This window comes from Paenibacillus sp. FSL K6-1217 (assembly GCF_045040735.1).
Classification (GTDB): Bacteria; Bacillota; Bacilli; order Paenibacillales; family Paenibacillaceae; genus Paenibacillus_AQ.
Map to the genome: position 1 here is coordinate 1,401,516 of NZ_CP150271.1, position 21,518 is coordinate 1,423,033.

Here is a 21,518-nt window from a genome sequence, read left to right on the forward strand (position 1 = left end):
TAATTTAAATTTCTGATATACTCATTGCAAAGAGGGAGCAACAAGTCAGGAATCCTGACGCAGGCAGGGCGCTCGCCTTACACCAAACCTGAGGGGGAATGTTGTGTGGGAACCAACAGAAAGGGCTTCACGGTATCATTGCTGCTGACCATGTCTATGCTGCTTGCGGCTTGCGGAGGAAATGGCAATACGAAGGGTACACCGGATGCCGGAAGCACCGGAGAACCGGGTACGGGAGCCAAAGCTACGGCTGCGGCGGAGCCGGTGAAGCTTGAATTCTGGACCATTGCGCTTCAGCCTACGTTCAATGATTACTTCAATGGTCTGATCACCAAGTATGAGGACAGCCACCCCGGGGTGACGGTGGAGTGGAAGGACTATCCCTATGATGCCATTTCGCAACGGCTGTTAACCAGTACAGCGAGCGGCAAGAGCCCAGATGTCGTGAATCTTAACACCGAGTTCGCCAGCCAGTTAGGCAGCAAGGGAGCGCTGCTCAATCTGAACGAATACCTGACGGATGAGCAGGCGAAGAGTTATTTTGACGGCATTTATAATTCTACAGTGTTCGATGGCAAGGCTTACGCGCTTCCGTGGTATACAGGCACCGAAGTACTGTTCATGAATAAAAAGCTGGTGGAGAAGGCCGGGCTTGATCCTGCCACCCCGCCGCAGACCCGTGAAGAGCTGGTGGAATGGGCCCGCCAGGTTCATGAGAAGACCGGAGCTGCAGGATATGCCCAGCAGCTTGTCTCCAAGCTGTTCCCGATCGACGGTATTGCGATTCTGAACGAGGACAAGACGGCGGCAGCCTTCAACACACCTGAAGCTGAGGCGATGATCGCCCAGATGCGCGACCTGATGAAGGAAGGCGTAGTGCTGAAGGAGGACGCGGATTTCAGCAAGCAGATCCAGTATTTCTCCGGCGAACAGGTGGCCTTCCAATTATCCGGTCCAACGTTCATTAACTTCATCAAGACCTCTGCGCCGGATGTCTACAAGAATACCATTGCGGTCCCGCTGCCGACAGGCAAGGCGAACCTGCGTCTCTCCAATTCGATGAATCTGGTTGTGCCGCAGAAGTCGAAGAACCCGCAGCAGGCAGTGGAATTCGCCGCCTTCATTACGAATGCCGAGAACCAGACAGCCTTCTCCAAGGTCGCCAACACGCTGCCGTCAAGCCGGGCTTCGATCGAAGATCCATTCTTCACCGATTCTGACGGCTCACTGGAAGCCGAAGCCAAGGTGGCTTCCTCGCAGAGTCTTGACAAAGCTACCGATTACATGGTCGGCGTACCAAGCGCCGCAGATATCAACTCTGCACTGGCGCGGGGGTTACAGGAGATTCTGATGAACGGCGCGGATATCAAGGAGACGCTGAGCAAGGTGGAGAAGGAAGTGAACAATATCCTCACTCAGGGTTCCTGAACGACGATTGCGGAACTGCTAGAGGAAGGGAGAACTCTCCCGGTTTATATGTTTTGAAGCCCTGCAGAGTACCTGTGTGAGCACCGAAGCTAAAGACGCACTTTGCGGGGTGATTTGAAGAAGAAGGAGGTGGAGCGGGTGTACAAGGGGTTTCGGTCCGAATCTTTTACCGCATGGGCGTTTATGACGCCGGGGCTGCTGTTCTTGGCAGTGTTTACCTTTTGGCCGATTATTTACGGGATACCGCTCTCCTTGACGGATTATTCTGTCATTACGGAGACGAGTTACGTGGGTCTGGATAACTTCACCCGGGCCTTCCAGGATCATAATTTCCTGATTTCCCTGTGGAATTCACTGGTGTATGTGCTGATTGTGCCGGTGATCCAGATTATTTCGATATTGATGGCCATTCTGGTCAACAGCCGGATTCCGGGGGTCAAAATGTTCCGGGCCGCCTACTATATACCGGTCGTAACCTCAATGGTGGCGGTGGCGCTGATCTGGAGCTGGCTGCTCGGCAATAATGGAGTTGTCAATTACCTGCTGCTGAAGGCAGGGATTATCAGTGAGCAGGTCTCCTGGCTGTCCACGAGCAGCACGGCGCTGTATGTCCTGATGTTCATTACGATGTGGAAGGGTCTCGGCTACTATATGATGCTCTATCTGGCAGGACTTCAGGGCATTCCGGCAGACCTGTATGAGGCCGCAAGGGTAGACGGGGCAGGGCCGCTGCGGCTGATTGTGCATGTGACGCTTCCGCTGCTGCGCCCGCATATTCTGTTCTGCACTCTGATCTCGGTCATGGGCGCGATCCGCGTGTTCGACGAGGTCTACATTCTGACCAAGGGCGGGCCGGGGACATCCACGTTGACCTCAAGCGTCTATATTTTTCAAAAAGGGCTGGAGCAATTCAATTTCGGCTATGCCTCGGCGCTTGGGCTGATCGTCAGTGTGATGGTAGGGGCGCTTAGTGTGCTCGTATTCAGACTGAACCGGAAAGGCGGGGTGAATTCCTATTGATGCCGCGTAGCTTGCGTTATTTCATAACCTACCTTCTGCTGATCCTGCTTGCCCTGTTCATGATGGGGCCGTTCCTGTGGCTGCTCAGTGTCTCGCTGATGCCGGGGCGCAACGTGTTTGCGAACCCGCCGGCGATTCTGCCCACCTTCATCGCGTTCGATAACTATGTGCAGGTGTGGAACTTCATGAATTTCCCGCGTTACATTCTGAATACTGTTATCATCACTCTGCTTGGAGTCGTGTTCAACATTCTGCTGTCCTGTCTGACGGCGTATCCGCTGGCGGCCTTCCGCTTCAAAGGGCGGAACCTGGTCTTCACCCTGCTGATCTCGACCATGATTATTCCGTCGGCTACCGCCATGATTGTGCATTATTTGACGATTCAGGCTTTTCAGCTGGGCAATACGTTCTTCGGCGTGGTGCTTCCGGCTGCGGTGTCCGTGTTCAATATCTTCCTGATGCGGCAGACCTTCCTGGGCATTCCGGCAGATATCCGCGATTCGGGCAAAATGGACGGAGCCTCCGAGCTGCGGATCTTCATTCAGCTCGTGATGCCGCTCGTCAAGCCGGGGATTGCGGTCATTGGCCTGCTTGAGGTCATGGCCTTCTGGAACAACTTCCTGTGGCCGATTGTCGTATTGGACGACCCGGAGAAGTATCCGCTCGCGGCGGCACTTACGTATCTCAACGGACAATTCTCCTATAACTTCGGCTGGATTGCCGCCGGAACCATGATCTCGGTGCTGCCGATCATCCTCGTGTTCCTGTTCACACAGAAATATTATATGGAAGGCATAGCCGGTGCGATTAAAGGCTAACTAAGGAGGCATAGCTTCATGGGAATTTCATTACGGGACTGTCAGTATCTGTTCCGCGATTATTATACGCAAGGCAAAGAGCTGGTAATAGACGGCTCGCAGCTGCGCTGTGAGCTGGCCTCACGGTATTCCATGAATCAGGATGTAGCGGGGCTGCTAACAGAAGGCGGAGACATAGTGATTCTGAAGCCGGCCGGACCGGGCGTAGCCACCGCCGATAAGGGCAATGCCGAGCTGATGCTCGAATATGACGGCACACTGGCTGCGGACGGATACCGCCTTACGATTGGAGAGGACGCGAAGCTGGTTCTTGCCGCACCTAACCGGCGGGGGTTGAAGTACGGGCTGGATGCGCTGAAGCGGCTGCTTACCGTGGAGGAGGATTGCTGCCGCCTGCCGGTGGTCACGGTGGAGGATGAGCCTTCTTTTGCGGTGCGGGGCATTATTGAGGGCTTCTACGGAGTGCCGTGGAGCTTCGCCGACCGTATGGATGCCGTCCGGTATATGGGCGGGCACCGGATGAACGCCTTCATGTACGCGCCGAAGGATGATCCCTATCACCGGGAGCTGTGGCGCGAGCCGTACCCGGACGACATCTTCGCCGGGATTCATGAGCTGAAGCAGGAATGCGACAAGCATCTGGTGGATTTCTACTATTGTATAAGTCCGGGCAATGATTTGGAATTCCGCAGCCAAGGCGACTTCGCGAAGCTGGAGGAGAAGCTGGGGGCCATGATTGCGGTTGGCGTACGGCATTTCGCGCTATTAATGGATGACATTGATTATGTGCTGCAAGGTGACAACAAGCAGTTCCTGGAGCGCTCCGGGACCGCCCATGCCTATGTGACGAACCGGGTCTATGATTACTTAGCCGGATGTCTGCCGCACTTCACCCTGGCGATGTGCCCCTCGGAGTATTGGTCATACTGGGACACCGAGTATAAGAGGGATATCCGGGAGCAGCTTCATCCTGCTGTCAAAGTATTCTGGACCGGTTATTTCGTCTTCGCCCCGGAGATCGGCCGGAAGCATGCGGAGGATAACCATGGCTATTATGGTCATGAGCTGTGGCTGTGGGACAATATTCCGGTGAATGACTGTGATAAGGACCGGTTGTTCCTCGATCCGGTGCGCGGTCGCAGCTCCCGGCTCGGTCAGCTGGGGCATACCGCCGTTGTGGCCAATCCCATGAACCAGTGGGAATGCTCCAAAATCACGCTCACCACTATGTCCCACTACATGTGGAACAGCGAGCGCTACATGGCGGAGCTGTCCTGGGAGCTGTCCGTGCGTGAATTCGCCGGAGAGCTTGCAGAGGACATGATGTTCTTTTGCCTCCAGAACCTGAACAGCCGCCTGTATTCCGGCGGATACCCGGAGCTGGACGATGCGCTTGCACGCCGGGACTTGGCGTGGCTGGATGGCTATTTCAACCGGCTGGAGCAGACTGCCGTGCGGCTTGGCGGCTTGGAGAACGCCAAGTTCATAGAAGAAGCAGGGCCATGGCTGCGCCGGGCCATCGCGGATGCCGTGCTGTGGCGGGCTGTCCGCAGGCAGCTCACGGACCCGTTGAACCCGCAGGCACAGGCGGAGGTGCTCCAGCGCCTGGAGACCTGCCGCAGCTATGGGGTGCGTCTGGGCAGTGACCCGGCCGTACATGCAGCTGAGGCTCTGGGGATCGAGCTGCCGGAGGAGATCAAGGAGGAGACCGGAAATGATTAAGCACAAGAAGCTGATCGTTGTTCCACTGGATGAGCGGCCTTGCAATTATGAATTCCCTTACCTGCTGGCCAAGGAGACGGAATATGCCGTGGAGCGGCCCCCCAGTGAAATTATGGGGCTGAAGAAGCGCCCTGGAGCTGTTGAACCGTTATGGTCCTGGTTCGAGGCGGGCTGTGCAGGGGCGGACGGTGCGGTGGTCGCGCTGGATACACTGCTCTACGGAGGCATTATTCCTTCACGGCTGCATCAGCTGGAGCTTGACGAGCTGGCTGCACGGCTGGAACGGCTGCGGGAGATCCGGCGACGTTATCCGCAGCTTAAGCTGTATGCGTTCCAGCTCATTATGCGCTGTCCGCAATACTCGCTGTCAGACGAAGAGCCGGATTATTATGCAGACTGGGGCCGGGAGATCTTCCGCAAGGGCTTCATCGGCCACCGGCTGGAGCTGGGCATTGCCACGGATGAGGAGATCCGTGAGCTGGCCGACATTGATCTGGTGCTCCCGGCAGAGGTGCTGCAGGATTATCTCGGCCGCAGAGCGATTAATATTGAAGCGAATAAGCTGGCGCTGGAGCTGGTCCGCGAAGGGGTGATCGACTTCATGATTGTTCCGCAGGATGATTCGGCCCCGTATGGGCATACCGCCAAGGATCAGGAGAAGGTGCGGGCACGGATCACGGCGCTTGACCTGGAGCTTAAAGTCTATATGTATCCGGGCGCAGATGAAGTAGGCTGCACACTGCTCGCCCGGATGATGAACAAGTCCGAAGGGCGTACGCCGCTGATCTATCCGCGCTTGTCTTCTATACAAGGGGCGTTCGTGACTCCGCTGTTCGAGGACCGCTTCTTCTACGAGACGCTGAAATATCAGATCCTGGCCGCAGGCGGACTGATCGCATCCAGCGCTGCCGAGGCGGATCTGGTGCTGCTGATCAGCACACCGGGGGAGACGATGGAGGAGGCGGTGTCGCAGAAGCACGCTTTTCACAGCTATGATGTGTACCGGAACCTGATGGAGCTTGTAGAGTACGGGGACTACCTGCTGCGGAGCAAGGGGATGCCGGTAGCTGTTGCGGATGTCGGCTATGCCAATGGCGGAGACCAGAAGCTGGTCAAAATGCTGCGGCAGAAGAACATGCTGTTCGATCTCGCCGGATACGCCGCCTGGAATACCAGCTCCAACTCGCTTGGAACGGTAATCTCGCAGGCAATGATCTATCTCATCTGCGGGCGGACACAAGGGCATCTGGATTTCCTGGCGCTCCGCTATGCCGAAGATGTATGCTATTGTTCAGTAGTGCGGGGAGAGCTCAGTGAGGGTCCGGTGCAGGAGATGGGCTTCGGCAAATATGAGCTGGATGGACCGCGCGGCCGTGTGGCTGCCCGTGTACAGGAACGGCTGAGTGAGGAGCTGGCTGTGCGGATTGACAGCTCTGCTGGGTGTGTTAAGATCACCGATTGCTATATGCCTTGGAACCGGATGTTCGAGGTGGGCTTGTCTGTAGAGTATGTGCCCTCGTGAGGGCGGGATAGTTATATAACATAAGGAGAGAGGGTGGGGACCCTGAGCAATAATATACTGGAACACCTGCATCTGGGGCTGATTGTCTCCTGCCAGGCGCTGCCTGACGAGCCGCTGCACGGGCCGGAGATTATGGCCCGCATGGCCGTGGCGGCAGCGCAGGGCGGGGCCGTCGCCATCCGGGCGAACGGGGCGGCGGATGTGCGGGCGATCAAGCAGGCGGTTCCGCTGCCTGTGATCGGTATCGTGAAGCGCGATTACCCGGATTCCGCCGTCTATATCACCCCTACGCTTAGAGAGGTTGAGGAGCTGCTGGAGGCGGGGGCGGATATTATCGCCTTCGACGGGACCCGGCAGAGCCGGCCGGAGAAGTGTACGCTGGAGCAGATTATAGACCTGTTGAACGCAAGCCCGGCTGCTTCCATGGCGGACATCTCCACCTTGGAGGAAGCGCTATATGCCGAATCGCTTGGGGTCGGGTGTGTCTCGACCACCTTATCGGGATATACACCGTATTCCCGGCAGCAGGAAGGGCCGAATCTGGAGCTGCTGGAGCAGGCCGCCCGGCGTCTGCAGATTCCGGTCATTGCCGAAGGCCGGATCAGTCAGCCCGCCCAGGTGGAAGCAGCGCTGGATCTGGGAGCCTACGCGGTGGTGGTAGGCTCGGCGATTACCCGGCCGCAGCTGATTACCCGGCCGTTCGCAGCAGCGGCAAGAAAAGTGAGGATGAACCGTAATGGAAATGAATGACCGGATCAACACGTATTATCCGTCCATGACCAAGTCTGAACAAAAGGTGGCCCGGTGTGTGCTGGAGCATCCGGACAATCTGATCTATCTGTCTGTTACCGAGCTGGCCGATTTTGCCGGAACGGGCGAGACCACAGTTATGCGCTTCTGCCGCAAAATTGGCTTCAAGGGCTACCAGGATTTCAAGCTGATGCTGGCCCAAGGGCTGCCGAAGCGGCAGACCCCGGCGGATGGCGAGCAGGGGGCGGGCGAGGGAGATTACGCTGACCGTCTGTATGCCTTGATGGTTGGCGTGCTGCAATCAAGCCTCGGTATGCTGGACCGGGAGCAGCTAGAACAGGCTGTAGGCGCGCTGGATCAGGCGCGGTATGTCCAGTTCTTCGGCGTAGGTTCTTCGGGCATCACGGCTCTGGATGCCAAGAACCGCTTCCTGCGCATCGGACGGCGGGTCGAAGCCAATGCCGACAGTCATATCCAGTCGATGATGGCGGTGACGATGGGCCCGGGCGATGTGGCTTTTGGCATCAGTGTATCGGGCAGCACGCTGGATACGAACGACATGCTGATGAAGGCCAAGCAGAATGGGGCCAAAGTAATTGCCATGACGAACTATGCCAAGTCGCCCATCGCTTCTATCGCCGACATCGTGCTGCTCACGGCCGGGAAGGAATCGCCACTGGAAGGCGGCTCCGTAGGGGCCAAGGTCTCGCAGCTGTTCATTATCGACCTGCTCTGCCAGGGGCTGGAGCGCCTGAATGCCGAAGAGACCAAGCGGATGAAGGAGCGGACCGCCCGGGCAGTCATTGACCGGATTTATTAAGACGGGAGAAATTAGTGTGCTGGTTCGTGGGCGCGTGGGCCGGGTGTATGCGGAAAACTGAATAGAATGTGGCGATGCGCGGATATGAGGTGCACTAATGCTCCTGAATCCAGCGTAAGTGGGTGATGCGCGGAAATTGGGGAGACCGGAATGTGCTGGTCGAAGGCGTATGGGCCAAATGTAAGCGAAAAACCGAATACAAATAGAACCAAGAGTATTATTGTTCCTCATGGTAATGCTGTATGCCGCCAGAAAGCAGGCGGATGGAGCAACATGAGGTGACACTTAAGAGCTGAAACGGCACCGTTCCCAAAAGGAAGGTGAGGCCGTTTCCGCTTCATACAGAAAGACGCAGTAGTGGAGGCGGTGCGGATGCGGCAAGTAGTGGGCGTGGATATCGGGGGGACAGGCATCAAGGGGCTTGTGGTCGATGAAGCGGGGACGGTTCTGGCGGAAGCCGGGCGCGACACGGAGGCCCGGCTGGGCCGGGAGGTTATTCTCGGCCACCTGCACAGTCTGGTGGAGGAGCTGCTGGCAGGCCATCCTGCCGTGGAAGCGCTGGGAATTGGCTCGGCGGGCCGGGTCAATGCGGATACCGGTGAGGTGGTCTACGCCACCGGTAATCTGCCCGGCTGGCAAGGCGTGCAGATTACGCAGTCGGTGGAGGCTGCCTTCGGACGGCCAGCGGCGGCCGATAACGATGCCAACGCGGCGCTGCTGGGCGAGGCCTGGCTGGGCGCGGGACGCGGCAGGCCGAGCCTGGTCATGCTGACCCTGGGCACCGGGGTCGGCGGGGCTAATCTGGCGGAAGGCCGGCTGCTGCGCGGGTACGCCTGGAGCGGTGGCGACTGGGGGCACAGCGTGCTGGTGCCGGGAGGTCGCCTCTGTAATTGCGGCAAGCGCGGCTGCGCGGAGCAATATGTGTCCGGCCAGGCGCTGCTGCGGCTGGCAATGGAGGAGACCGGCCGCGTGTATACGCATGGCCGGGAGATTGTGGCAGCGGCGGAGCTTGGCGACGCGGCAGCGCTGGCAGTGCTGGAGCGCTTCACAGCGGATCTGGCGCTGCTGACAGCTAATATCGGGGCGGCGGTAGACCCCGAGTTGATCATTATCGGCGGCGGCGTCATTCAGAGCCGCGCCGTCTGGTGGCCGCTGCTGGCCGGGAAGGCGGGCAGCTTGGCTGACCGGATCGTGCCAGCGGAGCTGGGCAACCGGGCAGGCTGCTTCGGCGCGGCCCGGCTGGCGCTGGAACGGCTGCGCCGGGACGAAAGTGAACGACAGATCTAACTGCCGCGGCAGGGAGGAGATGGAGCATGGCTAGTGAACAAGAGAAACGTTCAGATCTTGTAATTATCGGCGGCGGCCTCGGAGGAACGGCTGCGGCGCTGGCCGCAGCCAAGGCCGGGCTGCGGGTGCTTATAACGGAGGAGACGGACTGGCTGGGCGGGCAATTGACCTCCCAGGCCGTGCCGCCCGATGAGCACCGCTGGATTGAGCAATCGGGCAGTACCGCATCTTACCAGGAATTCCGCACCAGGGTCAGGGAGTACTACAGGCGGAATTATCCGCTTACGGATGAAGCCCGGAGCAATCCTCTGCTGAACCCCGGCAACGGCTGGGTCAGCCGTCTGGCGCATGAGCCGAAGGTGGCGCTGGCCGTGCTACAGGAGATGCTAGCCCCTTATGTGAACACCGGACGGATTGAGGTGCTCTATCATACGGTACCTGTTACGGCTGATACCGAGGGCGATCATGTAACCGGCGTTACTGTCCGTCAGGGACCGGAAGGTAACATGATCCGGCTGCACGGAGACTACTATCTGGATGCCACGGAGTGTGGCGATCTGCTGCCGCTTGCCGGAGTGGAGCATGTCAGCGGGGCCGAAGCCCGCAGTGAGACGGGAGAGCCACATGCGCTGGAGACAGCGGACCCGCTCGACATGCAGTCGATTACCCATGTGGCGGCGGTGGACTATGTTCCGGGCGGAGACTACACAATTGCCCGGCCAAAAGATTATGATTACTGGCGCGAATATGTCCCATCGTTCTCACAGTATCCGATCTTAAGCTGGTTCGCTTCCGATGCCGACGATACGACCAAGCTGAAGCAGTTCACGATGTTCCCGAATGAGCAGGGAATTGTCTCCCTGTGGGATTACCGGCGGATCGTGGACCCGGCCATCTGGATCGAGCCGCTGAATGACGGCGAAGTTACGCTGCTGAACTGGGCACTGAACGATTATTATGCCGGACCCATTATCGGCGTATCGCTGGAGGAACGGGAGCGGCATCTGGAGGGAGCGCGGCAGCTTACCCTCTCGCTCGTGTACTGGCTTCAGACTGAAGCGCCCCGCCTGGATGGCGGGCAGGGCTATCCGGGCGTACGGCTGCGCGGGGATGTGCTCGGCACCGAGGACGGGCTGGCCAAGGCCCCGTATATCCGGGAATCCCGGCGCATCCGCGGGCTGTACACGATAGCCGAGCAGGATGTGAGCAAGGAGCTGCGCGGACCGGCAGGGCCCAAGCGTTATGAGGACAGTGTGGGGGTAGGCAGCTATCATCTGGATCTTCATCCGACCACAGTGAGTCAGCGGACCTTTTATATTCCGAACCATCCCTATGAGATTCCTCTCGGATCACTAATCCCGGTAAGGGTCAAGAACCTGCTTCCGGCCTGCAAAAATATATCCATGACCCAGATCGCCAACGGCTGCTACCGCCTGCATCCGACCGAATGGAATATCGGGGAAGCGGCGGGAACGCTCGCAGCTTATGCCATCCGCCAGCAAGTCGAACCATCGGCGGTCAGGGCTTCGGCGGAGCATCTTCAGGCCTATCAACAGCAGCTGATTGCGCTCGGTGTCCAGCTGCACTGGACTTCCGAGGAGTTGGAGGCCTAAGCACCACCTCTGGTAGCGCGGCACAGATGTTGAGGGTTTCAGACACTCCATGCGCAATATCCGCATATCCACTTAGGTACCCTGTCTGCGGGGTGCCTTTTTGGAATACAGGAAAAAGCATACGAATGTCGAATCTAGTCACTATGACAATTCGAGGAGTGAATTTATTTTGTGTAAGACGATCAAATTTGTGTCAACCACTGTACTTGCTTTCCTGCTATGCTTCATCTCCGTTCCATCCGTATTTGCAGAAGCCTCTCTAATCCCGGACAAGAATCTGGAACAAGCGATTCGAGTTGAGATTAAGAAACCGGCTGGCCCCATTACAAAAGAGGATCTACAGGCCATAACATCACTCTATCCCAGTGATCCTGAGCAGACAATCACCAGTCTAAGCGGACTGGAGTATGCAGTTAATGTAAAAAGCCTAATGCTCCCAGGGCTTGGTATTACCAATATTGAGCCACTTCAAAACCTACATAAAATCACCTTCCTGGCTCTGAATGGCAATCAGATCACTGGGCTTGAGCCGCTGCAATCGTTGTCCCAACTGGAGCAGCTTAATCTTGATTCGAACAACATAGAGCAGCTTGATGCACTGGCGGGATTATCCCATTTAACAGATTTGTTAGTCGGCCATAACCAGCTTGAGGATCTGACGCCAGTTCAATCATTAGTTAAGCTGAAGTGGTTAATCATTAACGATAATCAAATCCAGTCGCTTGAACTGCTAAGAGATCACCCGGAACTGGAGCATTTATATTTCGAGAATAACCTCGTCCAGGACATTAGCGTCTTAACCAGTCTTCCGAAGCTTAAGGAGGTATCGCTCAGCAATAATCCTTTGAATGCGAATGCAAAGAAAATTATGGCCGAACTCGCTGCCAAAGGCGTGAAAGTGCTAAATGAAGATGTTAAAGAACCAATACCACCTGCAGTTCCTGACGACATCATAGTGCAGTTGAATGGGGAGAACATTACATTCCAAGCTCCGCCCATCCTGCAAAATGGTTCTGTAATGGTTCCGTTCCGCGCTATGTTCGAGGCATTCGGACTGAAAGTTGAATGGGAGCCAAAAACGCAAACGATCAGGGGAAGCAAACCGGGTACGCTCATCAAGCTTAAGGTGGGTTCAACTACGGCAGAGATCAATGGCCATCAGAAAAAACTGACAGCAGCTCCTTCTAACATCAAGGGCAGCACCTACGTACCATTGCGTTTCATCGGCGAAGCAGCGGATGCGAAGGTGAACTGGCTGGCGGAGATTCAGACCGCCATAATAGTTACCAGGCAGCCCTTTGCAACCAAGGACAAAAAAATCCAAATCACCGGCTACGAGGATTGGCAGGACTTAACTTCTTCCATGGAGGATGCAGGAGATCACCAGCTTTTTTTAATCTCGCCCGAGAAGAATATGCTGCTCATTCGGCATTATAGTAAGAGTGAGTTAGATATGAACTTCGAACAATATGTCAGCTATGTTAAAAAAGATATAACGGAGAAGAAGGTAGCGAAAATCACGGAGCAGTCCGTAAAGGCAGGGAAAATCAATGCGAAGCAGTTGACCTATACTTTGAACGATACAGATGAAAAGCTCATTTTTCAAATGATTCTATTCGAGAAAAATAATGAAATCTATACCTTGGTATCAACTTATCCGGCTAAGATTAGCAAACAAGCCAAAGCTGAATTCAATGACATATTGAAAAGCATACAAGTGAACTAACTCAACGGGAAACCACTATACGTTAGTCCAATAACAGCGGCAGTCTGAGACTTTTTGTCAAGTCTTATTCTGCCGCTGTTTTATATTAAATTTTAAATATAAATTTATATATTAAATTTCATGTGTGTTATATACTCATTCTAGTCTTTCTGATGCAGTTGACACCACGAGATGAGGAGAACTGAAATTACATGCCAATTCTGAACAGATTCAAAAGAAATGCAGCCCAGGCAGCTCAGGGCAACACCCTGCACCAACAAGCCGAGCATAAGTTAATGGAAGCCTTACAACAGTACGTTGAGCTGGCCGAACGCGGGGAAGAAGAGCAGTCCGGTACATATTTTTCATCCAATCAAGAGGAGCTGCGCGGTCTGGCAGACCGACTAACGTCCGTGATACATACACGCGAGGATTACTACAAGGTCAGATTGAATATGATTACCGAAGCGATTGAGATCTCCCTGTGGGAGATGGATGTCTATGAAGGAGATCCGGTGAATCCGCATAATGAGTTCAGGTGGACGGATGAGCTGCGCCGGATGATCGGCTATACCGATGAGCATGATTTCCCGAATGTCCTGGAGAGCTGGTCCAGTTGCCTTCATCCCGAGGATAAGGAGGGCGTGCTGCAGTTGTTCGCAGAGCATATGCTGGACCGGACGGGCACAATCAAATATGATATTGAGTATAGGCTGAAGACGAAAGCGGGCGATTACAAATGGTTCCAGGCAACGGGCACAACCGTACGTGCAGCTGACGGAACACCCATTATGGTAGCTGGAGCTTTGCTGGATATTCATGACAAAAAAATCAAGCAGGACGAGCTGGGCGCCTTGGTGGTCCGCTACGATCTGGTGAACCGCGCCCTGGTGGAAGCACCTTGGGATATGGTGGTTATCGCAGGCGATCCGGTCAACCCGGATAATGAGTTCTGGTGGTCAGAGCAGTTCCGCAGAACGATTGGTTTTGAAGGCGAGCATGATTTCCCGAACCTGTTAAGCAGCTGGAGCAACCAGCTGCACCCGGAGGATCTTCAGCCCACGCTGGATGCCTTCGCCAATCATCTGAATGACTACACCGGGCAGACGGACTATAAAGTGAACTACCGGTTGCGCTCCAAGAATGGCGGGTACCGCTGGTACCACGCAGGCGGCGAGACCATCCGGGACGAGCAGGGCATCCCTCTGCGGGTAGCGGGAACGATTCGTGATATTACGCAGGAAATCAATAAAGAGGATACGATTAGAAGAGTAAATCTACAGATGGAGGGCTTGCTGTCTGCAATGAACGAGATTGTTAGCGGGATTGTATCGGTAACTGAGCAGGCCCAGGATATCGCCGAAGTCCAGGAGCAGTCCTACAAGGCAGCAATCGATGTGAAAGAAAAGACGAATGAAACCAAAGAAATCACCAAATTCATCAGCGAGGTGTCGAATCAGACCAGCCTGCTTGGACTGAATGCTTCCATTGAAGCAGCTCATGCGGGTGAATATGGCCGTGGCTTCTCCATTGTGGCAAGCGAGGTCCGAAAGCTCGCAGACCATAGCAAGATGGCTTCGAACAATATTGAGAAAACCACGCAGGAGATGAATGAGCGGATCGACCATATTATCAGTACAATCAACGGCATGTCCAGCTTGACCGAAGCTCAGGCTGCACTGACGCAAGAGGTTAATGCTTCTGTAGAGGAAGTAAGCAGGATGTCGGAGGAGCTGTTAAGGATTCTGCGTACCTTATAACTAATCTTAAGGAGACGTCCCATATTTAAATTATCTAAAAGGGAGGGACATATTCATGTCTGAGTCCAATCCAGCTTTTAGTCAAGCGTTAGTGAAATCTCTGGTGGGGGAACGCGGGCATATTCCAATTGCCAGAGCCTTGCCGGACCTCACACTGGAGGTTGCCGGTTATACTATAGAAGGAATTCCCTACTCCATCTACCAATTAGTGAAGCATATGGGCTACTGGCAGGATTTCATGCTTACCCATCTGGAGGGCGGCAAGCCGCAGCCGCCTGCAAGTGTGCAGGAGAGCTGGCCTGCGGAGAAGGCTCCGGCAGAGGAGGCCCGCCTTCAGGAGGCGATTGCCCATCTACTGGAAGGAATCGATAAGGCTGTCGCCATCGCTCAGACCGTCCAGCTTGACGAGCCGCTGGCCCATTTTCCAGGGGAGACTAAGGGCGGCCTCCTGCGCAACATCGCCTCCCATAACACCTACCATCTGGGCGAGATTGTTCTGCTCCGCCGTCTGCAGGGAGCATGGCCGCCGCCAGGTGGCGGGTATCCTGCTTAAGATGCATTGTCAGCCTGTATGACAATCGTCTCCGGTTGCAATAAATAATAGATTTGACGAGTCTGCAATGTTAAGTTGCAGGCTTTTTGGTATGGAAGCAATAACATTCATTGACAGTTCGAGAAAAAGTAGAAGATAATTTAATAGATTCATAGAACAAATTATGGAAATCAGATTCATCAAATCTTCAAGGAGGCGGGCATGGAAGCAACCTATGAGCTGTTTACGCTCAAAACACATTGCATGAATTTCCTGAACTACGCTTATCTCGGTATTGACAAGACCTCCCGCAAAGCTTTTGTGGTTGATCCATCCTGGGATGTATCGCAGATGATCCGTATTTTGGAGTCGCATGAGGCTACAGTGACGGCTGTTCTGCTGACCCACTCTCATTTTGATCATACCAATATGGTGAAGAAGCTTGAGCTGCTCTACCGCCCTACCGTCTATATCTCCAGAACCGAGGCAGATTACTATAAATACCGCTGCAACCGGCTCCGAACCGTCGATGACATGGATCTCATTCATATCGGCGATTCACGGATAACCTGTCTGGTGACCCCCGGCCATACCCAGGGAAGTGTCTGTTACTGGGGGCAGGACCATCTGTTCTCCGGGGATACGGTGTTTATTGAAGGCTGCGGCTTATGCGACAGCAATGGCGGTTCGGCAGAGGATATGTTCAACAGCATCCACCGGCTCATCCGGCTGATTCCTCCGAGCACAAGGGTATTCCCGGGTCATTCGTTCGGCGACCCGCCGGGTAAGGAGATGAGCTATCTCTACAAGAATAATGTGTATTTCCAGATCGATGACATCCAGCATTTTGTGAATTTCAGGAACCGGAAGACTAATGGCAGAATGTTTAATTTCAAATAAGCCGCTCCATATTCAGGAGGCATGTAACTTGCATAACGAAATCGTATTTATGTTCTCCGGGCAAGGCTCGCAATATAATAAGATGGGGCTTGAATTGTTCGGGAAGCAGCCGGTATTCCGGCAATCCATGGAACGCCTGGACCGGATTTTTCATAAGCTGACCGGCAAGAGCGTGATTGAGGAGCTGTATCTGAACACGCAGAGTAAGGGAGACAGCTTCGGGAATATTTTCTATTCTCATCCTGCAATCTTCATGGTGCAATATGCGCTGGCCGAGACTCTGGAAGCTGAGGGAATAACCCCACGTTATACGCTGGGGGTCAGTCTGGGAGAGTATGTTGCGCTGGCGGTTGCCAAGGTGCTGACGTCTGAGCAGGTGCTGGAGCTGATTATGAAGCAGGTCAGTCTGCTCCACGAGACCTGCAACCAAGGCGCGATGATTGCCGTTCTGGATCATGTGCAGTTCTACCACGGGAACGCTGAGCTGAACACCCGCTCCGAGCTGATTGCAGTGAATTTCGACCAGCACTTCACCATCGCCTGCCCAAGCGGGCATACCGGCGGAATCCAGCAGTTCATCCGGGCACATGGCGTGGCCAGCCTGAAGCTGCCTGTGAACTACGCCTTCCATTCCGCATTCATCGATGAACTGGAGAAGCCTTACCGTACATATATGCAGAAGCTCGAATACAAGACCCCTTCCCCGGGACTGACACTGGTATCGGCCATGACAGGGGGGAGTGTGCAGCAGGTGGATGAATCCTTCCTGTGGGATGTGGTGAGGAAGCCGATGAATTTCCGCGGCGCACTGGAGAATCTGATGTCCGGCGGGCCGCGGCTGCTGCTCGATCTGAGCCCCTCGGGTACGCTGGAGAACTTCAGCAAATATATTCTCGGCAAGCCGGCGGCTCAGCAGGCAAGGTCGGTGCTCACGCCGATGGGCAGCGAGCTGAAGAAGCTGAATGAGCTTGTGAATGTTACCTTAGGAGGACTGCGGAGAGGTGAGCGAATTGTTCAAGATCATGATCGTTGAGGATGATATCACAATCCGTACGCTGATGACTGATATCCTGCGCAAGTACAGCTATGAGGTGGTGGAGGTTGCAGATTTCCAAGCGGTGGAGAAAATCTTCGAGCAGGAAGCGCCGCAGTTGGTGCTGCTTGACCTGAACCTGCCCTACTATGACGGATTCTACTATTGCCGCGTATTCAGAAGAAAAACAACGGTCCCGATCATTATCATCTCCGCGAGGGACGAAGAATCCAGCCAGGTGCTCAGCATGGAGCTGGGCGCCGATGATTATATCGTCAAGCCGCTGAATATCCAGGTGCTGCTGGCGAAGATTATGGCGATTCTGCGCCGCAATTACGGGGAGTATGCCGGTAAGGCCGAGCCGCTGCCGGAGCCGCTCCCCATTCATCTGGATGACCGCAACTTCAGCATCTCCTGCAAGGGCGCGGTGGAGGAACTGAGCAAGAATGAATATAAGCTGCTCAAGAAGCTGATGGAGCAGAAGGATACCATCGTCACCCGGGAAGAGCTGCTGGAGGAGCTGTGGGACGATGTGCATTTCGTGGTGGACAATACGTTGACGGTCAATGTGACCCGGGTCAAGAGCAAGCTTGCGAACCTGGGGTTTCAGGATGTCATCCGGGTCAAGCGGGGCGTGGGCTATATTTTTGACTCATCGGTGTTGGGAGGGACGCGCAAGTGAGCATCAGGCTGTTCCGGGCATTTGCGCGCGACCATCTGTCCTTTTCCCTTGTCTATTTCGCCAGCCATGTGCTGGTGAGCGTCTACTGCTACTTTTATGTCAGTGGCAATATTCAGCTCATGTATCTGCTCAGCATCTATGTGTATATTTTCATCCTGTTCATGGGCTTCCGGTTCATCCGCTACGTCTCCACCCACCGGGAGCTTCAGCGCTTGTCCGAGAATATCGAGATTGAAGAGAAGGGCTTCTCGGCCGAGCAGCAGTCTGCCATCCAGCTCATACACCAGCTTCACCATAGCTACCAGGACCAGATCTATGAGGTCAAGGCCCGGGCCGACAACACCCATAAGTTCATCTCCCAGTGGATACATAATCTCAAGACACCCTTGTCGGTCATCGACCTTATTCTCCAGAATTACACAATGAATCCCACCGGCCATGCCCTGGCCCTGCAGCATATTGAAGAGGAGAAGGACAAAATCCTCAGTATGCTGAACCAGATGCTGAAGTTCTTCCGTCTGGAGCATTTCACCCGCGACTACAACCCCGGACCGGTCAACCTGCTGGAATCGCTCCGTCATCTGATCAACAGCAAGCGGAACCAGTATATCTACAACAATGTGTACCCGGTGATTGAATGTGCGGACGAGCAGATCGTGGTCATGACGGACAGCAAATGGAACATAGCGATGCTTGATCAGATTATCTCGAATGCGATCAAATACTCGGAACCCGGCGAAGAGGCGAAGGCCATCCATTTCCATGTGGAGCAGCGGGGCGATCAGGTGGTGCTGTCGATCCGGGACGAAGGAGTTGGAATTGAGCCTGTCGATTTACAGCGGGTCTTCCAGCCCTTTTTTACCGGCAAAAACGGCCGTACCCATCATCAGGCTACCGGCATTGGCCTCTACGTCTGCTCGGAAATCGCCCGGAAGCTGGGCCACCGGCTGACCATTACCTCCGAAGTCAATCAGGGCACCGAGGTGCAGATTTCGTACCTTGCAAAATTGAAAGACAATATAACTTAAATGGATGGATGTGGAATTGTGGATGGACTACACTGGAGCTACCGGATAGAAATAAGCTGAATACATGATAAGCGGGAGATGAGGCTGTGAGCGTAGTACTGGAAGTTAAAGAGGTGAAGAAGGTATATGGTGTGCAGAACGGCGAGCATTCGACAGTGGCACTGGATTCCGTGAGCTTCAACGTAGAGAAGGGGGACTTCATCGGCATTATGGGGCCCTCCGGCAGCGGCAAGACCACCTTGCTTAACATCCTCAGCGGGATCGGCAAGCCGAGCTACGGCGAGGTTCTGATCGGGGGCAAGAACATTACCTCCATGGATAAGAACCAGATGGCGCTCTTCCGCAGACAGCATCTGGGCTTCGTCTTCCAGGAATTCAACCTCATGGACAGTCTGACCCTGAAGGAAAATGTAATGCTGCCCATGATTCTCGACAAGCGGGATAAGGAGCATATGGAAGCCAAGAGCGAGGAGATCATGAGACTGCTGGGCATCGACGAAATTGCCGGCAAATATCCGTACAACATCTCCGGCGGACAGCAGCAGAGAGTGGCGGTCAGCCGGGCGCTGATCAATGATCCGGACATTATTTTCGCCGATGAGCCTACAGGTAACCTGGATTCCAAATCTTCGAACACCGTAATGAAATGTATCGAGAAGATGAACCGGGAGCGGGACAGCACCATTCTGATGGTTACGCATGACGCCTTCGCCGCCAGCTTCTGCAAGAAGATTATCTTCATTAAAGACGGCATGATCAGCATGGAGATTGTCAGCAGCGGGGTCCGCAAGGAGTTCTTCGACCAAATTCTCGATTGTCTGGCCATCCTTGGAGGGGAAAGCAATGACCTTTAGAGAGGTTGCGATCAAAAATTTCAAGCGCAATGTCCGCAATTTCTTCTCCTACTTCATGTGCAGCGCCTTTGCGATCACGATTTTTTTCCTCTATGCCGCGCTCTTGTTCAATAAAAGCATACGCGAAGGAGCGACGGAGGATGTCATCCAGATTGTGCTGATGCTGAGTCTGGTTGCGCTGACGTTCTTCTCCATGTTCTTCATCAACTATGCGCATTCCTCATTCATTAAGGCCAGAAGCAAGGAATTCGCCATCTTCATGTCGCTCGGGATGCATAAGAATGATCTGCAGAAGATCATCCTGCTGGAGAATCTGATGATCAGTGTGTCCTCGCTCATTGCCGGGATCATCACGGGTGCGGTCTTCTCCAGGCTGTTCCAGGATGTGGCGATTCACCTGCTGGATCTGCAAGGCGTAGCATATTCACTCAATGCGGCGAGCTTCATTGTCACGGCGGCGGTCTTCACCGTAATCTTCGCTGCCTCGCAGCTGATCTCAAGTATCAAGGTCGGCAAGCTCGATATCGCAGATCTGATGAAGGATTCCCGCAAGCAGGATAATCAGGCGAAGGCAAGCAATACCAAGCTGGGTCTGCTGGGGGTGGGGCTGGTTGTAGCCTCCATTCTCTTCCTGATCTTCATCTCGAACGCGGAGAGCCTGAATACCAATCCCTTCATGATTATTACCTATGTGCTGATGAGCTTCACCGGGATCTACATGGTGATCTCTCATCTCGGGAATACGCTGATTACCTTCCTCAAGAACAAGAAGTTCTACTATCGGCATATCCTGTCGATCACCGAAATTAATTACAAGTTCAATCAGAACAAGCGGATCCTGTTCATCCTGAGCATTCTCAGCGGGATGACGATCTTCCTCGTCGCTTCACCTTTCTCCCTGCTCCAGCTGTCGGAGAGCATCGCCGAGCGGAACAAATATGATGTGGAGTACATCTCCGTAGCTGGCGTACATGTACTGGAGAAGAGCCAGCTGGAGCAGGTGCTGAAGACGTCCGCTCAGCCGCTGAAGTCGGTCCGGGAGACCCGCTTCCTGAATCTCAGGATGAATCTGGAAGGTGATAAATACGATATCCTGAAGACGAAGCCGATCCTCTCGCAGGATATGTATAACACGCTGACCGGGGAGAAAGTATCGGTGGGTGCAGGTGAGGTCCTGAATATTGTTACAGCCTGGGAGCCGGGCACCCACGGCATCGGAGAGGGCCAGAAGATCCAATTCACAGACGGCAAGCAGAGCTTCGACTACAAGGTCAAGGCCTCTTATCACGGCAACTGGTTTGCAACAGCCAGCTCGTATCCAGCCAGTTCTGGAATCGTAGTGAACAACGAGGATTACAAGAATATGGAGTCCAAGGTAGGGGCGGCGGCAACCGGAACTCATTATGGAATTGATTTTGCAGGCTGGAAGGGGACGGACGGGGTTATTCAGAAGCTTAAGGATACCCTGGATGCTACAGACAAGGACGGAAGCGGTAAGCTGTTTGCTGTAGCGTCCAAGGTGGATGCCTACAAAGCGCTGAAGAAAAACTATTCTCTCTTTGTATTCGTCACCTCATTGATCGGGGTATTATTCTTTGTCGCGGGCGGAATGGTGCTGTACTTCAAGCAGTATACCGAAATCGGAAACGCCACTATCTTTTTCAGGAAGCTGTACAAAATTGGGATCAGCGACAAGGAGATCCGCTCGGTCGTCTCGGCAGAGCTGTTCATTACCTTCTTCGTCCCGCTGCTGCTTGGAAGCATCCTGGGCTATTCGGTGATCTATCTGATCACCCATGTCATGAGCGGGTCGGATATCGCCATCGAGTTCATGAAGAACACCACCCTTGTGGTCGCGGTCTATATCGTGTTCCAGCTCAGCTTCTTCTTCATCACCAAACGCAAGTACAGCCGGGAAGTCGTCCGCAAGCTGACTCGCGCGGCTTAAATCAGTCTGTGCTCTGTGCCAGCCCGGCATATGTCCGTGCTGCACCTCTATGACCTGTGCAGATATCCTCATTTCCTGCTTCATCCGCAAGCAGCG

18 protein-coding genes are annotated in these 21,518 nt (G+C 54.4%); all 18 read left to right on the forward strand.

Annotated elements, in window-relative coordinates:
• The first annotated feature begins 105 nt into the window (after positions 1 to 105).
• On the forward strand, positions 106 to 1,428 hold the full coding sequence (locus MHH28_RS05970) for an ABC transporter substrate-binding protein (RefSeq protein WP_405113000.1): 1,323 nt from the start codon (positions 106 to 108) through the stop codon (positions 1,426 to 1,428).
• A 138-nt stretch (positions 1,429 to 1,566) separates the two neighbouring features.
• Complete coding sequence (locus MHH28_RS05975; RefSeq protein ID WP_405113002.1) at positions 1,567 to 2,448, forward strand: carbohydrate ABC transporter permease; 882 nt, start codon at positions 1,567 to 1,569, stop codon at positions 2,446 to 2,448.
• A complete protein-coding gene (locus MHH28_RS05980; RefSeq protein WP_405113004.1) occupies positions 2,448 to 3,266 on the forward strand; it encodes a carbohydrate ABC transporter permease in 819 nt (272 codons plus the stop codon). The genes MHH28_RS05975 and MHH28_RS05980 overlap by 1 nt, the downstream gene beginning before the upstream one ends.
• Positions 3,267 to 3,284: 18 nt before the next feature.
• A complete protein-coding gene (locus MHH28_RS05985; RefSeq protein WP_405113006.1) occupies positions 3,285 to 4,988 on the forward strand; it encodes a beta-N-acetylhexosaminidase family protein in 1,704 nt (567 codons plus the stop codon).
• Entirely contained in the window at positions 4,981 to 6,510 is a 1,530-nt protein-coding gene (locus MHH28_RS05990; protein ID WP_405113008.1) for a DUF4127 family protein, read from the forward strand. The genes MHH28_RS05985 and MHH28_RS05990 overlap by 8 nt, the downstream gene beginning before the upstream one ends.
• 42 nt (positions 6,511 to 6,552) lie before the next feature.
• Complete coding sequence (locus MHH28_RS05995; protein WP_405116868.1) at positions 6,553 to 7,260, forward strand: N-acetylmannosamine-6-phosphate 2-epimerase; 708 nt, start codon at positions 6,553 to 6,555, stop codon at positions 7,258 to 7,260.
• A complete protein-coding gene (locus tag MHH28_RS06000; RefSeq protein ID WP_405113010.1) occupies positions 7,247 to 8,080 on the forward strand; it encodes a MurR/RpiR family transcriptional regulator in 834 nt (277 codons plus the stop codon). Before MHH28_RS05995 ends, MHH28_RS06000 begins: the two co-directional genes overlap by 14 nt.
• A 372-nt stretch (positions 8,081 to 8,452) precedes the next feature.
• A complete protein-coding gene (locus tag MHH28_RS06005) occupies positions 8,453 to 9,367 on the forward strand; it encodes an ROK family protein (RefSeq protein ID WP_405113012.1) in 915 nt (304 codons plus the stop codon).
• A 26-nt stretch (positions 9,368 to 9,393) separates the two neighbouring features.
• Complete coding sequence (locus MHH28_RS06010) at positions 9,394 to 10,980, forward strand: FAD-dependent oxidoreductase (protein WP_405113014.1); 1,587 nt, start codon at positions 9,394 to 9,396, stop codon at positions 10,978 to 10,980.
• Between the two features lie 169 nt (positions 10,981 to 11,149).
• Entirely contained in the window at positions 11,150 to 12,706 is a 1,557-nt protein-coding gene (locus MHH28_RS06015) for a stalk domain-containing protein (protein WP_405113016.1), read from the forward strand.
• Between the two features lie 191 nt (positions 12,707 to 12,897).
• On the forward strand, positions 12,898 to 14,445 hold the full coding sequence (locus MHH28_RS06020) for a PAS domain-containing protein (RefSeq protein ID WP_405113018.1): 1,548 nt from the start codon (positions 12,898 to 12,900) through the stop codon (positions 14,443 to 14,445).
• Positions 14,446 to 14,500: 55 nt separating this feature from the next.
• On the forward strand, positions 14,501 to 14,998 hold the full coding sequence (locus MHH28_RS06025; protein ID WP_405113020.1) for a DinB family protein: 498 nt from the start codon (positions 14,501 to 14,503) through the stop codon (positions 14,996 to 14,998).
• A 201-nt stretch (positions 14,999 to 15,199) separates the two neighbouring features.
• Positions 15,200 to 15,877, forward strand: coding sequence for an MBL fold metallo-hydrolase (locus MHH28_RS06030; RefSeq protein ID WP_405113022.1), 678 nt, complete (start codon positions 15,200 to 15,202; stop codon positions 15,875 to 15,877).
• 28 nt (positions 15,878 to 15,905) lie between these two features.
• Positions 15,906 to 16,910: an acyltransferase domain-containing protein gene (locus MHH28_RS06035; protein ID WP_405113024.1), complete on the forward strand. Its 1,005-nt coding sequence runs from the start codon at positions 15,906 to 15,908 to the stop codon at positions 16,908 to 16,910.
• The gene (locus MHH28_RS06040; RefSeq protein ID WP_405113026.1) at positions 16,879 to 17,592 is read left to right on the forward strand and encodes a response regulator transcription factor; all 714 of its coding nucleotides are present in this window, start codon (positions 16,879 to 16,881) and stop codon (positions 17,590 to 17,592) included. The genes MHH28_RS06035 and MHH28_RS06040 overlap by 32 nt, the downstream gene beginning before the upstream one ends.
• Positions 17,589 to 18,620, forward strand: coding sequence for a sensor histidine kinase (locus MHH28_RS06045; RefSeq protein WP_405113028.1), 1,032 nt, complete (start codon positions 17,589 to 17,591; stop codon positions 18,618 to 18,620). Before MHH28_RS06040 ends, MHH28_RS06045 begins: the two co-directional genes overlap by 4 nt.
• Before the next feature lie 86 nt (positions 18,621 to 18,706).
• Complete coding sequence (locus MHH28_RS06050; protein WP_405113030.1) at positions 18,707 to 19,474, forward strand: ABC transporter ATP-binding protein; 768 nt, start codon at positions 18,707 to 18,709, stop codon at positions 19,472 to 19,474.
• Entirely contained in the window at positions 19,464 to 21,422 is a 1,959-nt protein-coding gene (locus MHH28_RS06055; RefSeq protein WP_405113032.1) for an FtsX-like permease family protein, read from the forward strand. The genes MHH28_RS06050 and MHH28_RS06055 overlap by 11 nt, the downstream gene beginning before the upstream one ends.
• The last annotated feature ends 96 nt before the right edge of the window (positions 21,423 to 21,518 follow it).

Excerpts from the sequence above, each read along its gene's own strand:
- MHH28_RS05980 (WP_405113004.1), top strand. The coding sequence starts at position 2,448 with ATGCCGCGTAGCTTGCGTTATTTCATAACCTACCTTCTGCTGATCCTG.
- MHH28_RS05985 (WP_405113006.1), top strand. The coding sequence starts at position 3,285 with ATGGGAATTTCATTACGGGACTGTCAGTATCTGTTCCGCGATTATTAT.
- MHH28_RS05990 (WP_405113008.1), top strand. The coding sequence starts at position 4,981 with ATGATTAAGCACAAGAAGCTGATCGTTGTTCCACTGGATGAGCGGCCT.
- MHH28_RS06000 (WP_405113010.1), top strand. The coding sequence starts at position 7,247 with ATGGAAATGAATGACCGGATCAACACGTATTATCCGTCCATGACCAAG.
- MHH28_RS06005 (WP_405113012.1), top strand. The coding sequence starts at position 8,453 with ATGCGGCAAGTAGTGGGCGTGGATATCGGGGGGACAGGCATCAAGGGG.
- MHH28_RS06010 (WP_405113014.1), top strand. The coding sequence starts at position 9,394 with ATGGCTAGTGAACAAGAGAAACGTTCAGATCTTGTAATTATCGGCGGC.
- MHH28_RS06020 (WP_405113018.1), top strand. The coding sequence starts at position 12,898 with ATGCCAATTCTGAACAGATTCAAAAGAAATGCAGCCCAGGCAGCTCAG.
- MHH28_RS06025 (WP_405113020.1), top strand. The coding sequence starts at position 14,501 with ATGTCTGAGTCCAATCCAGCTTTTAGTCAAGCGTTAGTGAAATCTCTG.
- MHH28_RS06030 (WP_405113022.1), top strand. The coding sequence starts at position 15,200 with ATGGAAGCAACCTATGAGCTGTTTACGCTCAAAACACATTGCATGAAT.
- MHH28_RS06055 (WP_405113032.1), top strand. The coding sequence starts at position 19,464 with ATGACCTTTAGAGAGGTTGCGATCAAAAATTTCAAGCGCAATGTCCGC.